This is a genomic window from Dermabacter hominis NBRC 106157, assembly GCF_001570785.1.
Classification (GTDB): Bacteria; Actinomycetota; Actinomycetes; order Actinomycetales; family Dermabacteraceae; genus Dermabacter; species Dermabacter hominis.
Map to the genome: position 1 here is coordinate 42,879 of NZ_BCSI01000003.1, position 22,875 is coordinate 65,753.

Sequence of the window (22,875 nt, forward strand, 5' to 3'; positions counted from 1 at the left end):
AGCGCTTGCTCCTTACTGGGACAATAGTGGCACTTGCCTCTAGGCGGGGTGAGTACTCCTCCCACGATAGTTCCCCACGATGTGAGCCGAGGTCGCCGTTGAGTTTTACGAATCCCTTTGCCGGTGCTGCCCAGCCAGGTCCAAGGCCCGCGGGCTCTGCGAGTAAGAAGGGCGCGAAGAAGGTGTCGCCGCTCACGATCACACTCGTCGTGATCGTTGCGCTGATCGTGGCTTTTGCGTGGTTCGCCGAGGTTGCGACGAGCTACATGTGGTTCGACCAACTCGGCTTCAACGACTTCCTCGTGAAGAAGTGGGTGACGGAGGGGATCTTGTTCCTCGTGGGGCTCGTGGCTGTTGCCGCCCCGATTTTCGTATGCCTGTGGGTGAGCCACAAGTACAGACCGCAGATCGTGCCCGTCACCCGCGAAGACATCGCGATCGCGGGGTTCCGCGACGCGGTCGAGCCGCTTCGCAAGATCATCACTATTGCTGCCCCGGTAATTCTCGGGATTTTTGGTGGACTGACCCTGACTCGGCAGTGGCAAGAGATCTTGCTCATGCTCAACCAGGAGCCGTTTGGGAAAACCGATCCGGTCTTCCATAAAGACATTGCGTTTTACGTGTTCACTCTTCCCGTGATCGAGACGGCGCTCGGGCTCGTCAACTTCGTGATTCTCGCGAGCGCGTTCGCCGCTGTCCTCGGGCACTTCATCTACGGCGGCATCGAGTGGGACCACAAGAAGGGGCTCAACCTTACTCGCGCCGCGCGCACGCATGTGGGCATCATCGCGATGGCGTACATGCTTGTGCTCGCGGCCCAGCACTGGTTCGAACGGTATGCGGCCCTCACTGCCTCGCACGAGAAGTTTGATGGCGCCGCCTACACCGACGTTCACGCTCTGATCCCGGGGAAAACGATTCTCGCGATTTCGGCGATTATCGTCGCACTCCTTCTGCTCGCGTGGATCCTCAAGGGCAACTGGAAGCTTCCCGCTGCTGCGGCGGGCCTCATCGTGCTTTCGACGGTCGCGGTGGGAATGGTCTACCCCTACCTCATTCAGACGTTCAAGGTGGAGCCGAACGAGCGCAATCTCGAAAAGCCGTTCATCGAACAGAACATGGCTGCCACGCGCGCAGCGTATGGGCTCGAAGACGTCAACGAGATTTCCTATCGCGCAAAGTCGACGGCAACGTCGGGTCAGCTGCGCGAGGATGCCGCGACGACGGCGCAGATCCGCCTTCTCGACCCCGCGGTGGTGTCGCCAACATTCGGCCAGCGCGAGGCGAACCGACGCTACTGGGGCTTCGAAGAGACACTGAGCGTGGACCGCTACGACATCGACGGGCAAAAACAAGACACCGTGATCGGCGTGCGCGAGCTACGGCCCGACAAGCTCGAGCTCTCCTCGCAGTCGTGGGTGAATCAGCACGTCGTGTACACCCACGGATTCGGCGTTGCTGCGGCCTACGGTAACCAGCGGCGCCCCGATGGCGAGCCCGCCTTCTATCAGTCCGGTGTTCCCGGCTCGGGCAAGCTCGGCGACTTCCAAGAGCGCGTGTACTTCGGGCGTCATTCGCCGAGCTATTCGATCGTCGGTGCCCCCGAAGGCGCCGATCCCCAGGAGTTCGACTACCAGTCCGGAACAGATGGCGATGATCAGGGCAGCCAGGTTTCGAACACCTATACCGGTAACGGTGGCCCGAGTGTCGGCAACTTCTTTAACCGAATGCTGTTTGCCATTAAGTTCCGCGAGTTCAACATCTTGATTTCGAGCTACGTGAACGAAAAGTCGCAGATCCTCTACGATCGCGACCCGCAGCAGCGCGTGAAAACGGTTGCGCCGTTCCTGTCGCTCGACACCGAGATGTACCCGGCAGTCGTGGACGGCAAGCTCAAGTGGGTCATCGATGCCTACACCACGAGCGATCGCTACCCGTACGCACAGGCCACTAATTTCGACGCTGTCGTGACCGACTCGAAGGTTAACGGCGCCGATACGGCCGGTCTTCGTGAGCGGCGCGTGAACTACATGCGTAATTCGGTGAAGGCCACCGTCGACGCCTTCGATGGCAGCGTGACCCTGTATGCCTGGGATACGGAAGATCCCATCCTCAAGGCGTGGGAGAAGTCCTTCCCGGAGTCCGTCAAGCCCTCGAGCGACATCTCCGGTGAACTCATGAGCCACCTTCGCTACCCGGCAGATTACTTCAAGGTGCAGCGCTCGATTCTCGGTAAGTACCACATCGACAAAGCCGAGGATTTTTACGTGGGTCAGGACTTCTGGCAGACCACCCCGGACCCCACCCAAGCGCGCGATAGCGAGAGTAGCTCGGCTCCGCTTCAAGCCCCGCACTACCTCACGATGCAGATGCCCGACGAGAGCGCGCCACAGTTCACGCTCTCCTCGAGCTATATCCCCGAATCCGGCCAGGATGTTCTCACGGGCCTGCTTGCAGTCAACTCCGAGACGGGGATGAAGGCGGGCAATCCCGCGAAGGACTACGGCAAGCTCACGCTCCTCGTGCTCCCGAGCTCGAACCCGGTGAGTGCCCCGCGCCAGGTGCAAAACACGTTCAACTCCAACCCACAGGTCTCGAATGAGCTGAACCTCTTGCGGCAAGGCAACTCGAAGGTCATCAACGGCAACCTGCTTACGCTCCCCGTTGGCGGCGGTCTCCTGTATGTCCAGCCGGTGTACGTCATGAGCTCGAGTGCAGGTGGCGGCACCTCGTATCCGCTGCTGCGCAAGGTCCTCGTGAGTTTCGGCGACAAGGTGGGCTACGCTGACACGCTCGACGAGGCACTCGATGCCGTCTTTGGCGGCGATTCGGGCGCGAGCGCAGGCGACGCCGAGGTCCCCACAACGGGAGAGGCTAAAGCCGTTGAAGACGCGGTCTCGGATCCGGCTAAGGGCGGCAACGACGCAAAACCGTCGCCATCGCCAAGCCCCGAGCCGAGCCCCAGTCCGAGCGATGCCCCGGCGCCCGCTGAAGGCTCGGGCGACCCGAAGGCAGATCTCGACGCTGCGCTCAAGGATCTGGATGCCGCATGGAAGGACGCCGAGACTGCGCGTGCTCAGGGTGATTGGGCGAAGTACGGCGAGGCGCAGAAGAGGCTGAAGGATGCCATTGAGCGCGCCGATGCGGCAAACGCCCAGCTCTCTAACGGCGGGAGTTAGAGAGGGAAAGGGAGTGTAAACGGGGCGTGAACGTGAACTACGAAACGTTTACGCGCTCAAAACTAGACTCCGCGGTGGAGGCCTACTAAGTTAGAGATCACCGACGCGGGGTGGAGCAGTTCGGTAGCTCGCCGGGCTCATAACCCGGAGGTCGTAGGTTCAAATCCTGCCCCCGCTACGAGTAGCGGCCCTCATGAGTATCAACTTCATGAGGGCCGCTTTTTCATGCCCACTCACTCAGGGTGGCGAAAAACGACATGACAGACCCCAAGACGGCTTCCCTGGTCTATTTTGTCCACCTTTTGCCCACCCTGAACTGGCATCAAGGTCGGGCTCCACTTTCTCCACTTGAGTGGCCTTTGAGGTCAAGGTTGCGGTTTGCCCTCGATGCGTGTCCGTAGTGAATTCTTCGATGCCACCCAAGCACCGACGTCCGGTGAAACCCAAGATGCGAGATCTATAGCCGCCCGAAGGTCCCGGCCCAGATCCCGGCGATGGATCGGCTCGTGGTGCGCGGCACGGTTTCGCACGGTGGTGAGCTGCTTCATGCGCAGCGCGACTTCTTCTTGTCGTGTGCGGAGATCTTTGGCCCCGTGCGGAAACGCAGTATGAGAAGCCGGTACCCAGAGGCGGGTGAGGTAGCGCGACTCGACGAGAAAGCGCCAGAATCCCAATGTTAGTTCTGAGATCACACTGCCATGCACCTCCGGCCGTCTTCCATGCCGCGTTGCCCGGCGTCTCGCTTTTGCTATGTCTGATTGTGCATGCGCGTCAAGCGGCGCCGCATCGAACCACGACGCCCCTGGGTGGTGAGTGGAGACCCATGCGATGAGTGACGCGTCAAGTGAATTTCGAACGATGACCTCCACCATCGACGTCAGCTCTAAGACAGATGCTGAAGCTCTCATGTTCCACTCGTATAGGTGGAGTGCTTGGCGGACGCTCCCATCGGTGTCAGTAAAATACGATGCTAGGCGCTCCGATGTAATGAAGCGACAGATCTCATCCGCATTCCACGCCCCGCAGTTGGGTACGGCGTTCGGAACCGTAGACATCGCGACTCCCCCTACGTTATAGTCATCTCCGAAGACCCCGGAACGATCACTGGCCTCGGCTATATCGCCGGGGTTACATTTTGTTCGTACCGTCTGGGGTTCCGGTGACAACCCCGCCCCTGTCGTGAATTGTGCGTGTGTACCCCCGATGTGGTTGCTTGTTCGGCACCTCGCCGTTGTGTCAGCCAACCGTCGTGCGTATTTCAGATGCAGGAAAACGGTATGACAGCCCTCATGGCGGCTTGCCTGGTCTCATTTCTTCACCCTCGGTTCACCCTGAAACCGGACGAGGGCGTCCGGTAGGGGGGCAGTAGCGAGTAGTGGCTCCGGGAACTATCCGGGCTCGCGATGCGCGTGGGCGTGAAGGTTCGTGAATTGCAGGGGAGTACACTCGTGGGCGGCGAGGCGCGTGCGGACAATGTTATTTAGCTGTGCAGGTTCGTGCGAGTGCTCGCTTTCCAATACTTTCGACGAAGGAAGAATCGTGTCGCCGCTTCTTGAAACCCGTCCTATTCGCCGCCGCACCGCTCTCGCCGGACTTTCAGCTGGTGCCGTTGCCGGCCTCGCTGCCTGCTCGAATGCAGGGGATGGAAAGAACGGCGGTAAGGCCTCTGGTAAGGGTGGCGCGCAGTCACCGAGCACGAGTCCCGAACCGTCGACCGAGTGGACGAGCGCAGATGCTTCGCTCCTCGAAATGGTTGACGTTACGCTCAACCCCGAAGCCGAAGGCAAGACCGTCACGACCCCGCGATTTCCGAAGGCACGCAATCTGACCCAGGCGACCGAGGTCGTGCGAAACCGTCTGCTGCGCGAGGCGCACTGGGGAGACATCGAGAAGGCCGAGATCAAGGCTACGATTCTCGCCGCCGCTCAGGACGTCGTGGGCGTCGCGGTTGTGGGGAGCCTCGGCGACGAGGCGGATGTGCCCTGCTCGATCTGGTACGACGCACGAAAGAAGCAGTCGTTTGCCCCAGCCGCGCTTATCGAGGCTGCGAAGTGGGGCGAGTTTGCGAAAGCCGTCCACGATGCCGCAGGCAAGGCCAAGGTTGATGCCTCGGCCGTCGATAAAGCTCTCATTGACAAGAGTGCCCCGTACGGCAATGGCCCGGCGATGGCATTCAATCCCGAGGGCAAACTCGTGCTCGCGTTCCGTACGGGAGCGGCCGGTGAAGCCCCGGCACGGCTCGTCGTCGACGCGGAACCGTTCCTTTCTGATCTCGGAAAGCTCGCGAAGGACGCGAGCGCAAAGCCCGCGAAATTCACGGGTGAGCCGAGCGAAGAACTCGACCACTTCACGCCTAAGCGCCATGTTGCAAAGCCGATCGATTCGCCGAACCGACCGTCGGACGGTTCCGAAGCGGCGAGCCCCGCGGCATCGGATGGTGGACAGTCCGACGGCGCCGAGGGCGAAGGCGCCTCGACTGAGGTACCGTCGCCCACTCCCGGTGGTGCGGTGCGCCCGACTACCGCGATCGGCTACGACGTGTTCCTCGAGCACTGCGTCGCTCTGACCTATGATGACGGCCCCGGCGCCCGTACTCCCGAGCTCCTTGACGTCTACAAGAAGGCGAAAGCGGCAACGACGTTCTTCGAAATGGGCAACAGCATCAAAGAGCACCGCAAGACGACTCTCATGGTCGCGGCAGCGGGCTTTGAACTGGGCAACCACTCCGTGACCCACCCCGACCTCAAGCGCAAGTCGCGCGAGCGCGTGGAGAAGGAAGTCAACGAGAACTCTGATCTTCTCGCGGAGACCACGGGTTTCGAGCCGCTTCTGTTCCGCCCGCCGTATGGCAGCCACAACGAAACCGTGGATGAGATTGTTGCCTCTCGCGGCATGGCGATCGTGCAGTGGGACGTCGACACTCTCGACTGGAAAACGAAGGACACGGCCAAAACGATCGAGGCAGCCGTCGAGGGTGCAAACGCCTACGCCGAGCCGATCGCTCTCATGCACGATATTCACGATTCGACCGTGGATGCGGCTGAGCAGATCCTCAGCCAGGTCAATGACGCCGGCTATATTCCCGTGACGGTCAGCGAGCTGACTCTGAACACGGGCGGCCTCGAGGCCGGACACGCCTACTGCTCCGGCACCGGCAAGAAGCAGAACGGCTTCAACTGTAAGGGCTGACCCTACGAACCTTCGCGTGAGCGCCCGAGTGGCTGGTCAAGCACGTCGACTGAGAGGAACGCGCGGCGGAACTCTCGCTTGTTGAGTGTGACCCAGGCACCCGGGCGCCACGGGTTACGAAGCACGATCTCGCCGGTATCAGGCTTCGCACCCACAACCGCCATGACGTGCATCGGCGGAATAGCTCCCGACTGTCGCTTGCGCGAGAGCGCGGGGGAGAACATGTGGGTGGAGGCGACGATGGGCCGCCTCTTGGCGAGAAGGTCTTCGACTTCGCCGGGGGAGGGAAGCGTGAGACGCGTCGAGGCGCGCACGCCGCTAAGCGCTGGAAACCCCCATTTCGCAAAGCCCCGCGCAATCCACGCGTATGATCCCGCGAACTCCGCTGCGCACGCCTTCTCGAGAATTCCGGGCCAGCCGGGGCCGCCCCCTTCTTCTGTCGCGTAGGCGAAGTGGCCACCATCGGTGGCAGGAAAGCGCATATTCACGCTGCGCCACGCCGGGGCACCCTCCACGAACACACGCGCGAGCGCTTTGGGTGACCCGGGCTGAACCTTGATGGCGTTCGCAAAAAACTCGGGATCGAGCGCGTGAATTGCGAGCATCGGCGCCATGAGCCAGCAATCGCCCAGGGCACCCTGGCGCGGCCGCCGCGAGAAATTCAGGACGCCGCTCCAAGCCTCGTAGTGATCAGCGTGCGGCCCCAGCGGCGGCTCCCCACTCTCGCGTGCATGCGGCGGGAAGAGTGCGGTCAGCGTGTGGCGAATCAAGCGTCGGACCCCTTTCGCAGTTAATAAAACCCGGGCACGAGCGCAAAACGCACGTGCCCGGTCCTCTCAGGCGATCATCCCGCCTAACGGGGAGATCAGTGCTTCTCGGCCTTCACGAGCTTCTGGCCCGTGCGCTCGAGAACGCCGGCGAACCATTCCTGGTCCACGTCGAAGGCCTTGTGACCGGCGATGCGCTCGAACTCGATCGCGCGAAGCTGGTCGCCCTTTTCTTCGTCGTGGCCGATCACGCCGGTGCCGCCTTCAAGGGCGACCTGCACGGCGAGGTCGGTCATCGACTTGATGAGGCGCAGGTCATCAGCGTTAGCTTTCGCAGAGCGAGCGAAGTAACCGGACTTTTGCACCATGACCTTTTCGGCCCCGAGGCGCTCCGCGAACTGCTTCGCGAACCACTGGCCGGGGTTGATCTTGTCGAGCTTCACGTGGCCGAACGGATCGCGCTCGACCTCTTCGCCCTTGGCTTCGAGCTCGGCGATGATCTCGGGGATGCCGGCGCCCTCCGAGAGGAAGATGTTGACGCAACCGACCTCGTCCATAACCTTCTTGAGGCGCTCCGCTTCACCCTCGATATCGAGCGCAAGCTCGGGCAGGAATACGGCGTGGACATCCCACCGACGCTCATCGTGGCCGATCGACGGCAGCCACTGCTGCTTCGAATGCCAATCCTGGTAGTAGCGTGCGGCCTCCGCCGTGAGGTAGCCGCATGCGCGACCCATGATCTCGTGGATGATGAGCATGCGCGGGTTCGAGCCGTTCTCCGCAATAACGTTTTGCGCGAAGAGGGAGGTCTGCTCCGCGGCGGTGCGAGCACCGAGCGACTGGCGGATCGGAACGATGTCGTTGTCGATCGTCTTCGGCAGACCCACGACCTGGAGCGGGTAGTTGTTGTCGGCGAGGTACTTCGCGAGATCAGCGGCGGTTGTGTTCGTGTCATCGCCACCGATCGTGTGGAGCACGTCAACGCCATCAGCCTTGAGCTTGTTCGCAGCGACCTCGAGGGCATTCTCGCCCTCCTTGATGAGGCCGCGCTCGACGAGGTTCTTCGTGTTTGTGAGCTTCACGCGTGAGTTGCCAATGGGCGAGCCGCCGTAGTTGTGCAGGAGGTGCGCGTTCTTGCGGGCCTCATCGTCGATCACGATCTTCTCGCCGGAGAGCAGGCCCCAGTAGCCGTGCTTGTAGGCGATGATCTCGATCTCGGGGTTCAGCTCGTTATAGCGCTCGATCAGGCCGCCGACGGCGGACGAGAGGCACGGGGCGTAACCGCCCGCGGTCAGGAGAGCAACGCGCTTGACGCTCATGAGGGTCCTTCCCAGGTGGTGTGGTGCGCGGCGATAACGCCGCACGTGTGCGCCACTATTCTACAGTTTTCTCCTTCGCGTCCGCCGAGGCAGAAGCTTAGCGAGAGGACTGCAGAGCCTCGAGGATCGCGCCGTGAAGTGGCCCGTTACTCGCGATTGCACTCGCCCCGTAGGGGCCGTCAGTACCGTCGAGATCGGTGAAGCGCCCGCCTGCTTCGCAAATAATCGGTACGAGAGCCGCCATGTCGTGGAGCTTGAGGGAGGGTTCGATCGCGGCGTCAATTCCCCCCTCGGCAAGGAGCATGTAGCTCCAAAAATCGCCAAACCCGCGGGTGCGTTCGACTCTCTGAAGGAGGTTCACGAACTCGCGGAGTTTCCCGGCGCGCGCCCAGCCCTCGAGGCTCCCGTAGGACAGCACGGCTTGCTCAAGATGCTCGGTGGAGGAGACATGAAGGCGTTGGGCGGCAGACAGGCGCGGGCCCGTGAAGGCCCCGGCTCCGACGGCTGCCCACCACCGCCGATTCAAAGCGGGCGCTGACACGACGCCCACGACGACCTCGCCGTCTTCCTCGAGGGCGATGAGCGTCGCCCACACGGGAACGCCGCGCGCGAAGTTCGCGGTGCCGTCGATGGGGTCGATGATCCACTTTCGGTTGCTCTCGCCGTGCGAGCCGAACTCTTCGCCGATGACCTGGTCGCGGCTGCGGGTACGAGAAAGCTGAGCGCGAATGAGTTCTTCCGCCGCTCGATCGGCATCGGTCACGATCGAGTCGTCGTCCTTGCGCTCGCGCGTGAGGTCTTCAGACTTGAAACGCGACATCGTGAGCTGGTCGACGGAGTCGGCGAGAACGTGGGCGAGGCGGATATCGTCCTGGTGTGCCGAGGCCATACGTGGTTTCTCCTTCGCTCTGGTGGGCAGCTACAGGGCCCAGGGGTCATTGGTGCGCAGCGTCGAGTTGAGGCGCCTGAAGCTTGCGAGTCGGGCGGGGCCGGCGCTTCCCGCGCGCCCGTCGGCGACGAGTGCATCGAGGGCGCAGCCCTCGTCGGCACTGATGTGGGTGCAGCCGCGCGGGCACTCCTCCATGAGGGGAGCGAGGTCCTCGAATGCGGATTCGAGTTCTTCGGGGCTCACGTGGCCAAGGCCGAACGAGCGTACCCCGGGCGTGTCGATCACCCAGCCGTCGCTGCCCGGAAGGCGCAACGCGAGGGCGGAACTCGAGGTGTGGCGCCCGCGGCCCGTGACGGCGTTGACATGGCCCGTTGCGCGGTCGGTGCCCGGCACTAGCGCGTTGATGAGCGTCGATTTGCCGACCCCCGAGTGGCCCACGAGTACGCTCAGATGCCCGCTGAGACGTTCGCGTAGCGCGTCGATACCGGCGATGCTGCCGTCGGCATTCATATGAGTGGTGAGGTGCTCGATGCCGAGCGGCGCGTACCTTTCGAGGAACGTCGCGGGGCCAGCGAGGTCGGCTTTCGTGAGGCACAGCAGTGGCGTGATACCCGCGACATAGGCAGCGACGAGGCAGCGGTCAATCATGCCTCCGCGCGGTTCGGGGTTCGCGAGGGCCGTCACGATCACGAGGGTGTCAGCGTTAGCGACGAGGGGGCGCTCGCTCGCGTCGTCATCGTCGGCGCTTCGACGCAGGAAACTTGTGCGTTCGCCAACCTCGACGATCCGGGCGATCGTGTCGGTGCGCCCGGAGGTGTCGCCCGTGAGACGCACGAGGTCGCCGGGCACGATGGGGGTGCGCCCGAGGGCACGCGCGCGCATAGCGGTCACTGCGCGTTCGTTCTCGGTGCCTTCCTCCGCGATGGTGCGCCAGCGGCCACGGTCGACTCCCACGACACGCGCGGTGATGGCATCGGCATAGGTGGGGCGTTCCTTCGTGCGGGGTCGGGAGCCGCGACGATTGGGGCGCGAACGCACCGAGGATTCATCAAAATCCTCGTAGTTTGTGAGATTCCCTGCGCGCCTCACCACGTGTTCCCCGCGGGGCTTTCCGTGTGCAGCATTGAGGTCCACATTCCCACGAAGTCAGGAAGGGTCTTGTTCGTCGTGTCGACGTTCACGACCCGAACGCCGGGAACGCGCAGCCCGATGATCGCGGCGGCGGTTGCCATGCGGTGGTCCTTGTAGGTTTCGACAACGGTGCCCGTCATGGGGCCCGGTGTGATCTCGAGGAAGTCCTCGCCCTCGTGAACACGCGCGCCAAGTTTTGTGAGCTCGACGGCGAGGGCGTGGACGCGGTCCGTCTCGTGGCCGCGCAGGTGTCCGATGCCTGAAAGGCGACTCGGAGTGTCGGCGAGAGCGGCGAGGGCTGCGATGGTGGGGGTGAGCTCGCCGACGGCCGACAGGTCAATATCGATCCCTCGAAGGGGACCCGTGCCCGAAAACTCGACGTCCGGCCCGATGCGCTCGACGCGCGCGCCCATGAGGGGGAGGATCCTTCGGAATTCATCTCCCGGTTGGGTTGTCTGTTCCGGCCAGTTCTCGATCGAGACGGTGCCGCCGGCAACGAGGGCCGCCGCGATGAACGGGCCAGCGTTGGAAAGATCGGGCTCAACGGTAACCGGATCGGGCAGGCGCAGCTCGCCTGGTGTCACGGTCCATTCGTGATGACCATCCGTGACCTCATGGCGAGCGTCGATGCCGCACTCGCGAAGGAGTGCGAGGGTCATCTCGATATGGGGGAGTGAGGGGAGGCGCTCGCCGACATGGCGAATGGTGAGGGGGGAATCGGCGCGGACGGCCGTGAGAAGGAGGGCAGAGACGAACTGGCTCGAGCCGCTCGCATCGATCGTCACCGTGCCGCCGCGAAGGCCGTTGCCGTGCACCGTGAAGGGCAAGAACCCTTCCTGGCCGTGGCATGTCACCTCGACGCCTTGCTGGCGAAGCGCATCGAGAAGCGCTGCCATGGGGCGCACGAGCGCGCCCTCATCGCCCGTGAACGTCACGGGTCGGCCCGAGAGCGCGGCAAGCGGCGGCACGAAACGCATGACCGTTCCCGCAAGGCCGCAGTGAATCTCGAGCGGCGTCTCGTTATCGGTGCTCGGTGCGCCGGGATTGAGCGGCTCGACGACGAGCGCGCGATCACTCTTGCGGACATTCCCGCCGAGCGCTTCGAGCGCTTCGATCATGAGGCGTGAATCGCGAGACGCAAGTGCCCCCACGAGCGCGGTGGGTGTGCTCGCAAGAGAGGCGAGCACAAGCCACCGATTCGTGAGGGACTTTGAGCCGGGAATGCTGACGTGAGCGTCGATGGGCCCGTGGGCAACGGGCGCCGTCCACTGAACGTCAGACACGGAAAACCTCGGACTCAGGCAGCGCGCTTGATCTTCTTCGCGAGCGTGCGGTCGAGCTCGTCGAGGCTCTTCGACGACTTCTTCTTGTTCTTCTTAGCGGCCTTTTCGAGCTCGCGCTGCTTTTCGGCAGCGGACTTCTGGGCGCGCTCGATGGCCTTGTCGACGCGGTAGGCGAGCGAAGGCTTACCGTCGGTGTCGACAGCGGCGAGGAGAATGCCACCGAGGAGGCCGAGGTCACCGGCGATCGCACGCAGTTCCTCGGTGCGCTCGGTGCCCTTGAGCTCCCAGACACGCTTGCGGCCTGCGAGGCCGACCGTGGTGGTGAGAAGGAGGGTGGCGGAGGCAAGGCGCGGCTTCTTGTTGAGCGCGAAGGCAGCGCCAGCGACAGCGGCAAGGCCACCGGCGGTGCGAAGAATCGTTTCGGCGTCGGTCGGGAGCGGGCTCTTGGAGACCTGCTCGTCGATGTCGGCGATCGTTACGGGAAGAGCATCGAGAACGCGATCCGGGCGGATGGCGGTCTGCACACCCTCGAAGATGAACGGTGCGGCGAGAAGGGGGCGTGCGATGCGGCGAACGAGGGACATGCTTTCCTCAGCTTCCTTTGTAAAGCCATGCGAATCGGAACACGCCAAGACTACCGCACCGCATGAAACTCCCACCTGAACAGCGTAGAGTCGAAGCGATGAGCGAGAACGAGAAGTTCCCCGGTCCGGGGAGCGATGTGGAGGGTGCTGTGGAGCGCGGTGAACAGGCTGCCGCAGCACAGGCGGACTCCGAGTCACCCACGACGCTCAGCCCCGAGGACTTTGAGCACGAGGCGCTCAGCCACATCGACGCACTGTATTCGGGCGCGCTTCGCCTCACGCGGCATCAGCACGACGCCGAGGACCTGGTTCAAGATACCTATGTGCGGGCATTTCGCGCCTCCACGAGCTTCAAGGCGGGTACGAACATGCGCGCCTGGCTTTTCCGCATTATGCACAACGCCTTCATCTCGTCGTACCGCAAAGCGCAGCGCCGCCCCAAGGAATCCGGAGGCGAGCAGGTTGAAGATTGGCAGCTTGCCCGCGCGGCCTCTCACGACAGCACGGGGCTTCGCAGCGCCGAGGCCGAGGCCCTCGCGCTTCTTCCCGAAGGCGATATTCAAGATGCGTTGAACGACCTCCGTGACGACTACCGCGAAGCGGTCTACCTTGCGGATGTCGAGGGGTTCTCATACAAGGAAATCGCCGAGATCATGGGCACGCCGATCGGCACCGTGATGTCGCGTATCCACCGGGGGCGCGGGCTCCTGCGTGCGTCGCTCGAGCAGTACGCGCGCGAGCGCGGCTATTTGCGCGAAGCCGATTCCGCCGCGGGCGAGGAGACGCAAGCGTGAGGGGAATAAAAGGTGCACGTGAGGCGTTCAGTGTCCGTGTAAACGCCGCGAGCCGCGGCACCGAGTCGGCAGGGCTGAGACCAACGAAAGGGGCTACTCGTGGGTGATCCAGCGCTTGAGCGCCTCATGGATCGGGTCGATCGCGCCCTCACCGGGCGGCTGAGCGACGCCGAAGCGGTTGAACTCGAAAGCCACCTTGGAGAGTGCGCCGCATGTGCGCGAGAAATCGAGCAGGCGCGACTTGTACGCCAGCTTTTGCGCGCGTCATGCGCGGGTCGTGCCTCCGAAGAACTTCGCGAGCGCGTGCGCGGTTCGGCGCGCACCCTCACCTATCGCGAGGTGCGCGTGAGCTATGGGCCCGACGGCACCGTGCGCAGTGAATCGATCGCCGTTACCCGCACGAGTGAGGGTCCCGCGCGCGGCTAGCTGCTCCGCCACCGTGAACGAAGAAACGCCCGGCTGATGTGTCAGCCGGGCGTTTTACGGATTCGCGTGCCGAGCGCGTTGCTCAGGCGCTGGGGCGCTTACCGTGGTTCGCGCTGTTCTTCCTACGCGACTTGCGCTTGCGTCCGCGCTTGCTCATGGCACTCTCCTTCTCGATCGATTCGTGAGTCACTGCCCGCACATCAGGTGCGAAGGCAACCCCGGTATTGTCTCACACTTCACGCGCGTGACCGCGGGGTCATGCCGCTAGGGGGGATCAACATCACGCGCTGTCGGAGCCTACTGGGCGGCGAGGAATTCCGAGAATTCGCCGTGAAGCACGAGCCACGTGATGAGCCCGTATCCGGTTTGCGACGGCAAATCGCGCGGCGAGCGCGCGACATCGGCGAGGAATTGATCGTGGTGGGCAAGCGCGGCCGCTGGGTCCACGTAGGGGATGCGGCGGCGTGCGCACACGTCGTGGAAAGCGTGCGAAAGCTCCAGGATCGCGTCGGTGCGTTCACGGTCCTTTGAGGGGGCAGGGCCGACGACGAAGACGGGGATCCGAAGGTGGCCGAGGCCGTCGAGGACCGTTGCGAGATTGAGGCGCGAGCGCGCGATGCTGATGCCAGCGCCGAGGTCGGCGCGGCCGAGAGCGATCACGACGCGGTGCTGCGTGTCATCGCTTTCGCCCGTGTTGTGCGTGTCGAGCAGGCGAGTGACGTCGGCTTCCCATCGCCGTGCGAGTTCCGCGGTTGTTTCGCCGGGGATCGCGGCGGTGTAGGAGTCCACGAGATCGCCCGAACCGTTGTGCTGGGCGAGGGCGCGCGTGAACCATCCCATCGCGCGCTGGTCGCCGGCGCCGGCGAGCATTTCATCGCCAAGCGCGATGACGCGAACGCGCGGCTGTGCTGGGGCGGGGGAAGAAGTCACGTGCGGTCCCTTCGGTTGGCTTCGATGGCGGTTGTGGCGGTGAAGGCCACGGGGCGGGGTTCCGACGCTTGCCCACGACCCGATGGCGCTCCTACGCGAGTGGGAATTCCCTCTACTTCTCGAGTGTGTCCCGTGCAAAGGCGCGGTCGAGAAGTTCGCGTTGCTCAACAAGGTGCCTCTTCATGGTACCCGCTGCGGGGCTCGCCGAGGCGGGGCGTGCGAGCACGTGCAGCCGCGCGGAAATATCGCGGGGAAGATTCATTGCGAGGTGGCCCCACGCACCTTGATTGAGTGGCTCCTCTTGGACCCACGTGAGCGGGACGTCACCGAATGGGGCGAGGGCATCGCGCAGCGCGTCGCTCGGGATCGGGGCGAGCTGCTCGAGGCGCACGATTGCCGTGGTCTCCTCGCCGCGCCTCTTTCGCTCCTTGTCGAGTTCCCAGTAGATCTTGCCCGAACACAGCAGCACACGTGTCACGCTCTCGGCGTTGCGGCCTTGGTCGGGGACCACCGGCATGAACGTTCCGGAGGTGAATTCTTCGACGCTGCTCGCTGCGGCTTTGTTTCGCAGCATCGACTTGGGCGTGAGAACGATGAGGGGGCGCTTTCGGGGGCGTTTTGCCTGTCGGCGAAGCAAGTGGAAGTAGTTCGCCGGCGTTGAGGGGGCGACGACGCGCATGTTCTGTTCGGCGCACAGTTGGAGGAGGCGTTCGGGGCGCGCGGAGCTGTGGTCTGGGCCCTGGCCTTCATACCCGTGGGGGAGCAGGAGCGTCACGCCGGAACGCTGACCCCATTTTTGCTCGCTGCTTGCGATGAACTCGTCGATGATCGTTTGGGCGCCGTTCGCAAAGTCGCCGAACTGCGCCTCCCACAGCACGAGGGAATCGAGCGCTTCGACCGAGTAGCCGTATTCGAATCCGAGGGCCGCGAACTCGCTCAGCGAGGAATCGAACACGCTGAACGTTGCTTGCTGGCGGTCGATGTGCTGCAGCGGGGTCCACGTGTCCTGGGTTTTACCGTCGATGAACACGGCATGGCGCTGGGTAAACGTGCCGCGCCGTGAATCCTGGCCGGCGAGGCGAACCGAGCAACCTTCGACGAGAAGGGAGCCGAATGCGAGGATCTCCCCGAAGCCCCAGTCAATGCCACCTTGACGGCTCATCGCAATACGCCTGGTCGCGAGCTGCGCGATCTTGGGGTGCGGCGTGAACTCGTCGGGGTAGGCGGCGTGGGCATCGGCGATCTTCTCGAGGATGTCACGACTCACGCCCGTGTCGAACGCGGGCACTTCGTGCGGTGGTTCGCTCGCCTGTTGCGAATCGGGCAGCTCGAGCCCGCGAACGCTCGCCCCCGTCACACTGGCGCCCGCGCGTGAGCCGGCGAAAGCGTTTTCGAGGTGAGAGTGGAAGTTCTCGACGACGCCTTGAAGCTCATCGTCGGAGAGGTCGCCTCTCTCGAGCAGCGTTGCCGTGAACAGATTGCGTACGCTCGGCTTGTTTTCGATGATCTTGTACATGAGCGGCTGTGTCATCGACGGGTCGTCCCCCTCGTTGTGACCGCGGCGGCGGTAGCACACCATGTCGATCACGATGTCGCGGTGGAAGCGCTGACGGTACGCGAATGCGATTTCAGCAGCCCGCACGACGGCCTCGGGGTCGTCGCCGTTGACGTGGAAAATCGGCAGCTGCGTGCCCTTCGCGATATCGGTCGAATAGAACGAGCTGCGCGATGAATCCGGCGAAGTCGTGAATCCGATTTGGTTGTTGACCACCACGTGAATCGTGCCGCCCGTGCGGTACCCGCGAAGCTCGGAAAGGTTGAGCGTTTCGGTCACGACACCCTGGCCTGCAAACGCCGCGTCGCCGTGCACGAGGATCGGCAGGATGGGGAAGTCGAGCGTGCGGTTCGTCGAGCGGTCTTGCTTTGCGCGCACGATCCCCTCAAGAACGGGGTTGACGGCTTCGAGATGGCTCGGGTTAGCGGCGAGATACACCTTCGTGCTGTGACCATCCCACGACGTGAACGAGCCCTCGGTGCCGAGGTGGTATTTGACGTCGCCCGAACCGAGTTCATCGGCATCCTCCGTGCCTTCGAACTCCTGGAAGATCTGCGCGTGGCTTTTGCCCGCGAGGTTTGCGAGGACGTTGAGACGCCCGCGGTGGGACATGCCGATGCACACTTCGTCCATGCCGGCGCGCGCCGCGCCCGACATGATGGCGTCGAGGAGCGGGATCATCGCTTCGCCGCCCTCGAGCGAGAAGCGCCGCTGGCCCACGTACTTCGTTTGAAGGAACTGCTCGAAGGCCTCGGCGGCGTTGAGGCGATCCATGATGTGCGTGAGCTCTTGCTTCGTGAACGGCTCGCGGGGGCGCTCAATCTGAGCCTGGAACCAGAGTCGTTCTTCCGGATCGGTGAGGTGCATGTACTCGACCCCGGTTGTGCGCGAGTACGCATCGCGAAGTTTCTCGATGATGTCGCGAAGGGTCGCCCTCTCGGTTCCGCCGAAGCCGCGCGTGGGGAATGTGCGGTCGAGGTCCCAGAGCGTGAGTCCGTAGGTGGAGACGTCGAGGTCGGGGTGTTTCCGCTGGCGATATTGGAGCGGGTCGATGTCGGCGACGAGGTGCCCGCGCGTACGGTACGCGTGGATCAGATCCATGACGTGCGCGAACTTTTCCTGGTCGGAATCTTTGAACGGGTTGTCGGGAACCCATTGGATCGGCTCGTACGGCACGCGCATCGAGGTGAAGATCCGCTCATAGAAACCATCGAGGCCCATGAGCTTGTTCGCCATGACCTTGAGGAACTCGCCGGAGGTTGCCCCCTGAATCACGCGGTGGTCGTAAGTCGAGGTCAGCGTCATGACCTTTGAGATGGCGAGCTGTGAGAGCGTCTCGGGGCTTGCCCCTTGGAACGCCGCCGGGTAGTTCATAGCACCCACGCCCACGATCACGCCCTGGCCCTTCATGAGGCGCGGCACCGAGTGGACGGTGCCGATGCCGCCGGGGTTCGTGAGCGAGACCGTCGTGTCCTCGAAGTCGGCAATTGTGAGTTGGCCCGCGCGGGCGCGCTTCACGATCCTGTCGTATTCATTGCGGAACTGCCGGAATGAGAGGCGGCCGGCGCCTTTAATGTTGGGCACGACGAGGCCTCGGCGGCCGTCGGCCCTGTGAATATCGATCGCGAGGCCGAAGTTGATGTCTTCGCGCGTGAGAAGCGTGGGCTTGCCGTCCCGCATTTCAAAGCCGTTGTTCATGTCGGGGACTTCGCTGATCGCCTCGACCATCGCGTAGCCGATGAGGTGGGTGAAGCTCACTTTGCCGTCGCGCATGCGGCGCAGGTGCCCGTTGATGACCTCGCGGTTGTCGAACATGAGCTTGACGGGAATGTCGCGCACGCTCGTTGCCGTGGGAATCGTGAGCGATTCGTCCATGTTCTTGACGATCGCGGCGGCGGGCCCGCGCATTCGGCTCGGCTCGGGTTCGGTTGGTTCGAACGTGGTGAGGGCGGGGATTTCGGTGGTCGGGTTGCGGGGGCGGTCCGACGCTGACGAGATGCCGCTGTGGCTGTGGGTCACCGTCGACTCTTTTTCACGCGAGCAGCGTTCGGCGGGTTCGGGCTTGGCAGCCGGGCGTGTCTCAGCGGGCTCGTGAGCCTTTGTCGTTGCGGCGGTCTCTGGGCCCGGGTCTGTGCCCGTGCGCGGGTGAGACGTGAAATACGCCGCCCAAGTGGGATCGACGCTGTGGGGATCTTGTTCGAACTGCGCCCGGAGCTCGTCGACGAGCCACTGGTTAGGCCCGAAGGAGTTCTCCGGTTCTTCATGCTGAGCGTCGCTCACGACCCCTCGCCCTCTTTCGATGTGGGAAACTGCTAACGTCCAACACTAACCGAGAGCACCCCCTCAACAGAGGGAATGTTCGGTAGGACGACCCGAATCGTTGAACTCGGATCCGCCGCGCCACGCCCGGGATGGTCGATGACGTCGATCGTTCCGCCGTGCAGCTCGACGGCCCAGCGGGCGATAGCGAGGCCGAGACCCGTACCGCCGCTGTGATCGGGGCTCCCACCTCGCTCGAATCGCTCGAAGACGGTCTCGCGGTCGGCCTCGGCGATTCCGGGCCCCTGATCGCGCACTTCGATGGCGACATGCTCGCGGTCCTCGAGCCTCCACGCCCGCACGTAAATCGTTCCTCCGCTCGGCGAATGCCTGGACGCATTGTCGAGGAGGTTCGCGATGACCTGGTGGATGCGTGCGGGATCGGCATCGACGGTCAACTCTTGCGGCCGCACGTCGATCACGAAGCGCACGTCGCGTTCTTGGGTCCGGGCGGCAAGCTGAGCGGTGTCGACAGCCTCATGCAAAAACGGCGTGAGTTCAATCCGCTCGCGTTCGATATCCACGACTCCCGCTTCGAGTCTCGAAAGGTCGAGCAAGTGGGTCACGAGCCTTGTGAGGCGTTCGGTTTCGTTGAGCGCGATCTCGAGGCTTTCGGTCGTGGCGGGGGTAACGCCGTCGACCATGTTTTCGAGTTGACCCCGCAGCGCCGCGACGGGCGTGCGCAGTTCATGGGAGACGTTGGCGACGAGGTCTCTGCGTAGCTCGTCCGTGCGGGCGAGCTCGGCGGACATCGAGTTGAAGGCCGACGCTAGCTGGCCCACCTCGTCGCGGGATTTTGTCGTGACACGCCTGCCATAGTCACCCATTGCCATCGCTTTAGCGGCGACGGTCATTTCCCGCAAGGGGCGCGTCATGCCACGCGCGAGGATCTGGGTGACAAGGAGCGCAGCGAAAACCGTGAGGGGAATGAATAGCAGTGGGCTGAGCCCTGCGGCCGATCCGGCCCAACCGAGGAGGGCAGCAACGAGCACGGAGACGGCAACGATGACCCCGAGTTTGACCTTGAACGCGCCAAAGCGCTGAAGGGGCGATCCGTCGAGAGCCTGCGTCGGAACCTTCACGCGAGCGAGCCCTCCGGAACTTCGAGCGCGTACCCGACCCCGTGCACGGTCCTCACAAGATCGCTGCCGAGTTTGCGGCGGAGCGCCTTGACATGCGAATCAACCGTCCGCGTGCCCGTAGCGTCCACCCAGTCCCACACGTCTTCGAGGAGCTGCTCGCGCGTGAGCACGGTGCCGGGGGCGAGCGCGAGGCACACGAGCAGGTCGTATTCGGTGGGGGTGAGGTGCGCCTCGGTTCCGCCACGCGTGACTCGCCGCGAGTCGCGGTCGATGTGGAGATCGCCGAGTTCGATCGTCGAGGGCGCGTTGGCGGCTGCGGGTGCGGAGGAGCTTCGGCGCACGCGCCGCACGAGAGCCTTGAGTCGCGCGACGAGTTCGCGCATCGAGAAGGGCTTGGTCATGTAGTCGTCGGCGCCCACACCGAGCCCCACGAGCATGTCGGCCTCTTCATCGCGGGCCGTGAGCATGAGCACCCCGAACTCGCCGAGACCGCGGACTCGACGACACACCTCCAGCCCATCGAACCCGGGGAGCATGACGTCAAGGACGACAGCATCGGGCTTGAAGTTTTCGATCGCCTTGACGCCCGAGGGGCCATCGTGAGCGATTGCGACAGCCCACCCTTCAGCGCTCAGGCGGTCGCTGATCGTGCGTGCGATCGTGCGCTCATCCTCGACAACGACGATCCGGGCGTGTTGCTCCGCGGCGCTCGCGGGGGTGATTGAGGTCCTCATCATGCTCCCAAGCCTATTGTGCGAATCGGCCCGTCGCTGTGAAGGAACCTGCACTATAGTGGCGCGTACGATGAACGAGAACGATTCACCCCCTCGAAGTTGTATGCCCCCTCACCTTGGTCGCTCGCGCTGCGCCTCATTCTTGTGTGTCGTGAGCGGTGAGCGGGCATCATGACCTGGATCCTCCTCGGCGTGGGGCTTCTCCTCACTGCCGGCACCGCTATTTTTGTGGCCTCTGAGTTCTCCCTCGTTGCGCTCGATAAGCACACGGTTGAAAAGGCCGTGGCGCGCGGCGATAAAGGCGCGAGGGGCGTCATGAACGCTCTCACGCACCTCTCCACGAACCTTTCGGGTGCGCAGGTGGGAATCACCATCACGACGTTGATCTTCGGTTTCGCGGTGAAAGAACCGCTAACCGACGTGCTCTCGAGCCTCCTCGGTTTCACTGGACTCGAACCCTCGGTGGTATCGACGACCGCGCTCGCGCTCGCGATGGTGCTCTCCTATGGCTTCTCGGTTGTGTTCGGCGAGCTTATTCCGAAGAACCTCGCGATCGCGGCGCCGTTCGAGACGGCAAAAATAGTGGCGCCCATGCAGCACGGCTTCACGATCGCGTTCAAGCCGCTCATCATGATGTTCAACGCGACCGCGAACTTCTTCCTTCGCCTCCTCGGTGTGGAGCCGCAAGAAGAGCTCTCGGCTGCGCGCTCACCCGCCGAGCTCGATTCGCTCGTGAGGCACTCGGCCCAGGCGGGCACGCTCGATGAGGGCACGGCGATTCTTCTTTCGCGCACGCTACAGCTTGCCGATCGCACTGCCGCCGACGTGATGACGCATCGCGGTGCGATGATCAGCATCGATATGAGCGAGCCGGCGTCGGAAGTGCTCGCCCTCACCGCTGACTCCGGCAAGTCCCGCTTTCCCGTGACTGACGAGAGCGAAGATGACGTTGTGGGTATCGTGCAGGCGCGCCAGGCGATCAAGCTTCCTCGCTCCGCACGCTCGAGCACGAGCGTGAAAGAGATTATGAGCGAGGTCGTGCGGGTTCCCGAAACCGTGGGTCTTGATTCTCTGCTCGAGGACCTCCGCGCTCAGGGTGCGCAGCTTGCCGTCGTGATCGACGAATACGGCGGAACCGCCGGGATAGTCACCCTCGAAGACGTGATCGAAGAGATCGTGGGCGAGGTATCTGACGAGCACGACACAGATGAGCCCGAACGTTTCGCGCAGGGCGGGATCGACGAGTGGACCCTCTCGGGCCTTATGCGTCCCGACGAAATCCGCCGCGATATGGGCGTGATCGTTCCCGAATCGCCCGACTACGAGACGCTCGGCGGGCTCATCATGGACCGCCTCGAGCGACTCCCGCAGGTTGGCGACGTCGTGGAGGTGCCCGGCGTACGATTCGCGGTCACCGCGCTCGACGGCCGACGAGTGGACACGGTCGATATGAAACTGCTCTCGGACGAAGCGCGTGCACGCGTTGACGACGAGGAGGGAGACGACCATGAGTGATCTTTCCGCGCTCATCATCGGCCTTGCGATGCTTGTGGGTAACGCCTACTTCGTGGGGGCCGAGTTTGCCGTCATGAGCGTGCGCCGCAGCCAGCTCGAGCCACTCGCGGCCGAAGGAAAGCCCGGCGCGAAGACGGCCCTGTGGGCGATCCAGCATGTCTCGCTCATGCTCGCAACCGCACAGTTTGGCGTGACCGTGTGCTCCGTGACGCTCGGTGCGGTTGCAGAACCTGCGATCGCACACCTGATTGAACCGATCTTCGAGAGTTTCAACGTTCCCGAGGCGCTCGTGCACCCGATCTCGTTCACGATTGCGCTTCTGATCGCGAGTTACCTTCACGTGGTGCTCGGCGAAATGGTCCCGAAGAACCTTTCGATTGCGCTTCCGGTGGGCTCGGCGAGGCTCCTCGCGCCCCCGCTCGTGTGGCTCACCAAAATTCTCCGCCCCGTGATTTGGCTCCTCAACGTCACCGCGAACGCCGCGCTTCGCCTCATCGGAGTAGAGCCGCAAAACGAGGTCTCCTCGCAGTTCACGGCCGAGGACATCGCCGCGATCGTAGACGAATCTGAACGCGAAGGGCTGCTCGACGATGAACAGGGTCTGCTCAAGGGAGCGATCCAATTCTCCGATCACGTGGCGGGTGACGTCATGGTGCCCATGGAAGACGTGGTGACCGTCGGCTACGGCATCACCCCCCAGGAGTTCGAGGAGATCGTGGCGCGCACGGGCTTCAGCCGCCTCGGCGTGAAGAACGATGCGGGGGACCTCGTGGGCTACCTGCACCTCAAGGACATGATCGTGCTCGACGACGAAGACCCGGCCGTCTACACCACACCGGTGAGCCCCGGGAAGGTGCGCGCGGTCGTGTCGGTTGCCGACGACGACGACGTGGAAGAGGTGTTGCGCGCGATGCAGTACAACGGTGCGCACATGGCTCGCGTCGACTCCGCGAACCATCGCAGCGTGGGCGCGGTATTCCTCGAGGACGTCCTTGAAGAACTCGTGGGCGAGGTCAACGACGTCATGCAGCGTCAGCGGCTCGGGGGATCGCGACCGACGGCCTCGCGCCCCGCACCCGCACAGTAAAGACGTGTGATGCGCGACACGGGTGACTGTGGGTAATGGCGTGTTGTGGAGGGGCTTTGTGTGCCTAAACCGTGATGGGAGAGACGCCGACG

17 protein-coding genes and 1 tRNA gene are annotated in these 22,875 nt (G+C 63.6%); 7 read left to right on the forward strand and 11 right to left on the reverse strand.

Annotation, left to right across the window (positions count from 1 at the left end; translation table 11 throughout):
• The first annotated feature begins 98 nt into the window (after positions 1-98).
• The 3 genes from DEHOM01_RS04375 to DEHOM01_RS04385 all read left to right on the forward strand — a co-directional run bounded on the left by DEHOM01_RS04375 (position 99) and on the right by DEHOM01_RS04385 (position 6,368).
• On the forward strand, positions 99-3,179 hold the full coding sequence (locus DEHOM01_RS04375) for a UPF0182 family membrane protein (RefSeq protein ID WP_061211674.1): 3,081 nt from the start codon (positions 99-101) through the stop codon (positions 3,177-3,179).
• A gap of 104 nt (positions 3,180-3,283) precedes the next feature.
• Positions 3,284-3,357 (forward strand) — tRNA-Met (locus DEHOM01_RS04380).
• 1,361 nt (positions 3,358-4,718) lie between these two features.
• Positions 4,719-6,368, forward strand: a complete 1,650-nt coding sequence (locus DEHOM01_RS04385; protein WP_061211675.1) for a polysaccharide deacetylase family protein — start codon at positions 4,719-4,721, stop codon at positions 6,366-6,368.
• A gap of 2 nt (positions 6,369-6,370) precedes the next feature.
• Here the strand turns inward: DEHOM01_RS04385 and DEHOM01_RS04390 are convergent, their stop codons facing one another.
• The 6 genes from DEHOM01_RS04390 to DEHOM01_RS04415 form a co-directional block, all read right to left on the reverse strand.
• Positions 6,371-7,138, reverse strand: coding sequence for a C2 family cysteine protease (locus DEHOM01_RS04390; RefSeq protein WP_061211676.1), 768 nt, complete (start codon positions 7,136-7,138; stop codon positions 6,371-6,373).
• A gap of 95 nt (positions 7,139-7,233) precedes the next feature.
• Positions 7,234-8,454 (reverse strand): pyrophosphate--fructose-6-phosphate 1-phosphotransferase, encoded by a 1,221-nt coding sequence (locus DEHOM01_RS04395; protein ID WP_061211677.1) that lies wholly within the window; start codon positions 8,452-8,454, stop codon positions 7,234-7,236.
• A gap of 97 nt (positions 8,455-8,551) precedes the next feature.
• A complete protein-coding gene (locus tag DEHOM01_RS04400) occupies positions 8,552-9,343 on the reverse strand; it encodes an inositol monophosphatase family protein (RefSeq protein ID WP_061211678.1) in 792 nt (263 codons plus the stop codon).
• 30 nt (positions 9,344-9,373) lie between these two features.
• Positions 9,374-10,432, reverse strand: coding sequence for a ribosome small subunit-dependent GTPase A (gene rsgA, locus DEHOM01_RS04405; RefSeq protein WP_061211833.1), 1,059 nt, complete (start codon positions 10,430-10,432; stop codon positions 9,374-9,376).
• Complete coding sequence (gene aroA, locus DEHOM01_RS04410) at positions 10,429-11,757, reverse strand: 3-phosphoshikimate 1-carboxyvinyltransferase (protein WP_061211679.1); 1,329 nt, start codon at positions 11,755-11,757, stop codon at positions 10,429-10,431. Before aroA ends, rsgA begins: the two co-directional genes overlap by 4 nt.
• Before the next feature lie 14 nt (positions 11,758-11,771).
• A complete protein-coding gene (locus DEHOM01_RS04415; RefSeq protein WP_061211680.1) occupies positions 11,772-12,341 on the reverse strand; it encodes a hypothetical protein in 570 nt (189 codons plus the stop codon).
• A 98-nt stretch (positions 12,342-12,439) separates the two neighbouring features.
• On the opposite strand from DEHOM01_RS04415, the gene DEHOM01_RS04420 reads away from it, so the two are divergent.
• Entirely contained in the window at positions 12,440-13,135 is a 696-nt protein-coding gene (locus DEHOM01_RS04420; protein WP_061211681.1) for a sigma-70 family RNA polymerase sigma factor, read from the forward strand.
• A 99-nt stretch (positions 13,136-13,234) separates the two neighbouring features.
• The gene (locus DEHOM01_RS04425; protein WP_034373682.1) at positions 13,235-13,561 is read left to right on the forward strand and encodes a hypothetical protein; all 327 of its coding nucleotides are present in this window, start codon (positions 13,235-13,237) and stop codon (positions 13,559-13,561) included.
• An 82-nt stretch (positions 13,562-13,643) separates the two neighbouring features.
• Here DEHOM01_RS04425 and DEHOM01_RS10370 read toward each other — a convergent pair whose 3' ends face one another.
• The 5 genes from DEHOM01_RS10370 to DEHOM01_RS04445 form a co-directional block, all read right to left on the reverse strand.
• Positions 13,644-13,718 (reverse strand): 50S ribosomal protein bL37, encoded by a 75-nt coding sequence (locus tag DEHOM01_RS10370; protein ID WP_371327113.1) that lies wholly within the window; start codon positions 13,716-13,718, stop codon positions 13,644-13,646.
• Positions 13,719-13,858: 140 nt separating this feature from the next.
• On the reverse strand, positions 13,859-14,491 hold the full coding sequence (locus tag DEHOM01_RS04430) for a GDSL-type esterase/lipase family protein (protein ID WP_061211682.1): 633 nt from the start codon (positions 14,489-14,491) through the stop codon (positions 13,859-13,861).
• Between the two features lie 112 nt (positions 14,492-14,603).
• Positions 14,604-18,326: a multifunctional oxoglutarate decarboxylase/oxoglutarate dehydrogenase thiamine pyrophosphate-binding subunit/dihydrolipoyllysine-residue succinyltransferase subunit gene (locus tag DEHOM01_RS04435; protein ID WP_061211683.1), complete on the reverse strand. Its 3,723-nt coding sequence runs from the start codon at positions 18,324-18,326 to the stop codon at positions 14,604-14,606.
• A gap of 32 nt (positions 18,327-18,358) precedes the next feature.
• On the reverse strand, positions 18,359-19,447 hold the full coding sequence (locus tag DEHOM01_RS04440) for a HAMP domain-containing sensor histidine kinase (protein ID WP_061211684.1): 1,089 nt from the start codon (positions 19,445-19,447) through the stop codon (positions 18,359-18,361).
• Entirely contained in the window at positions 19,444-20,184 is a 741-nt protein-coding gene (locus DEHOM01_RS04445) for a response regulator transcription factor (RefSeq protein WP_061211685.1), read from the reverse strand. Before DEHOM01_RS04445 ends, DEHOM01_RS04440 begins: the two co-directional genes overlap by 4 nt.
• A 168-nt stretch (positions 20,185-20,352) precedes the next feature.
• Here DEHOM01_RS04445 and DEHOM01_RS04450 point away from each other — a divergent pair, with 168 nt between their 5' ends.
• Together DEHOM01_RS04450 and DEHOM01_RS04455 are read left to right on the forward strand one after the other, a co-directional pair.
• Positions 20,353-21,696 carry a hemolysin family protein gene (locus tag DEHOM01_RS04450; RefSeq protein ID WP_061211686.1) on the forward strand — a complete coding sequence of 448 codons (1,344 nt, stop codon included), beginning with the start codon at positions 20,353-20,355 and terminating at the stop codon, positions 21,694-21,696.
• Positions 21,689-22,783, forward strand: a complete 1,095-nt coding sequence (locus tag DEHOM01_RS04455) for a hemolysin family protein (protein ID WP_061211687.1) — start codon at positions 21,689-21,691, stop codon at positions 22,781-22,783. Before DEHOM01_RS04450 ends, DEHOM01_RS04455 begins: the two co-directional genes overlap by 8 nt.
• The last annotated feature ends 92 nt before the right edge of the window (positions 22,784-22,875 follow it).

Coding starts and splice junctions, on each gene's coding strand:
- DEHOM01_RS04400 (WP_061211678.1), bottom strand. CDS start 9,343: ATGGCCTCGGCACACCAGGACGATATCCGCCTCGCCCACGTTCTCGCC.
- DEHOM01_RS04455 (WP_061211687.1), top strand. CDS start 21,689: ATGAGTGATCTTTCCGCGCTCATCATCGGCCTTGCGATGCTTGTGGGT.
- DEHOM01_RS04450 (WP_061211686.1), top strand. CDS start 20,353: ATGACCTGGATCCTCCTCGGCGTGGGGCTTCTCCTCACTGCCGGCACC.
- DEHOM01_RS04395 (WP_061211677.1), bottom strand. CDS start 8,454: ATGAGCGTCAAGCGCGTTGCTCTCCTGACCGCGGGCGGTTACGCCCCG.
- DEHOM01_RS04420 (WP_061211681.1), top strand. CDS start 12,440: ATGAGCGAGAACGAGAAGTTCCCCGGTCCGGGGAGCGATGTGGAGGGT.
- DEHOM01_RS04415 (WP_061211680.1), bottom strand. CDS start 12,341: ATGTCCCTCGTTCGCCGCATCGCACGCCCCCTTCTCGCCGCACCGTTC.
- DEHOM01_RS04445 (WP_061211685.1), bottom strand. CDS start 20,184: ATGATGAGGACCTCAATCACCCCCGCGAGCGCCGCGGAGCAACACGCC.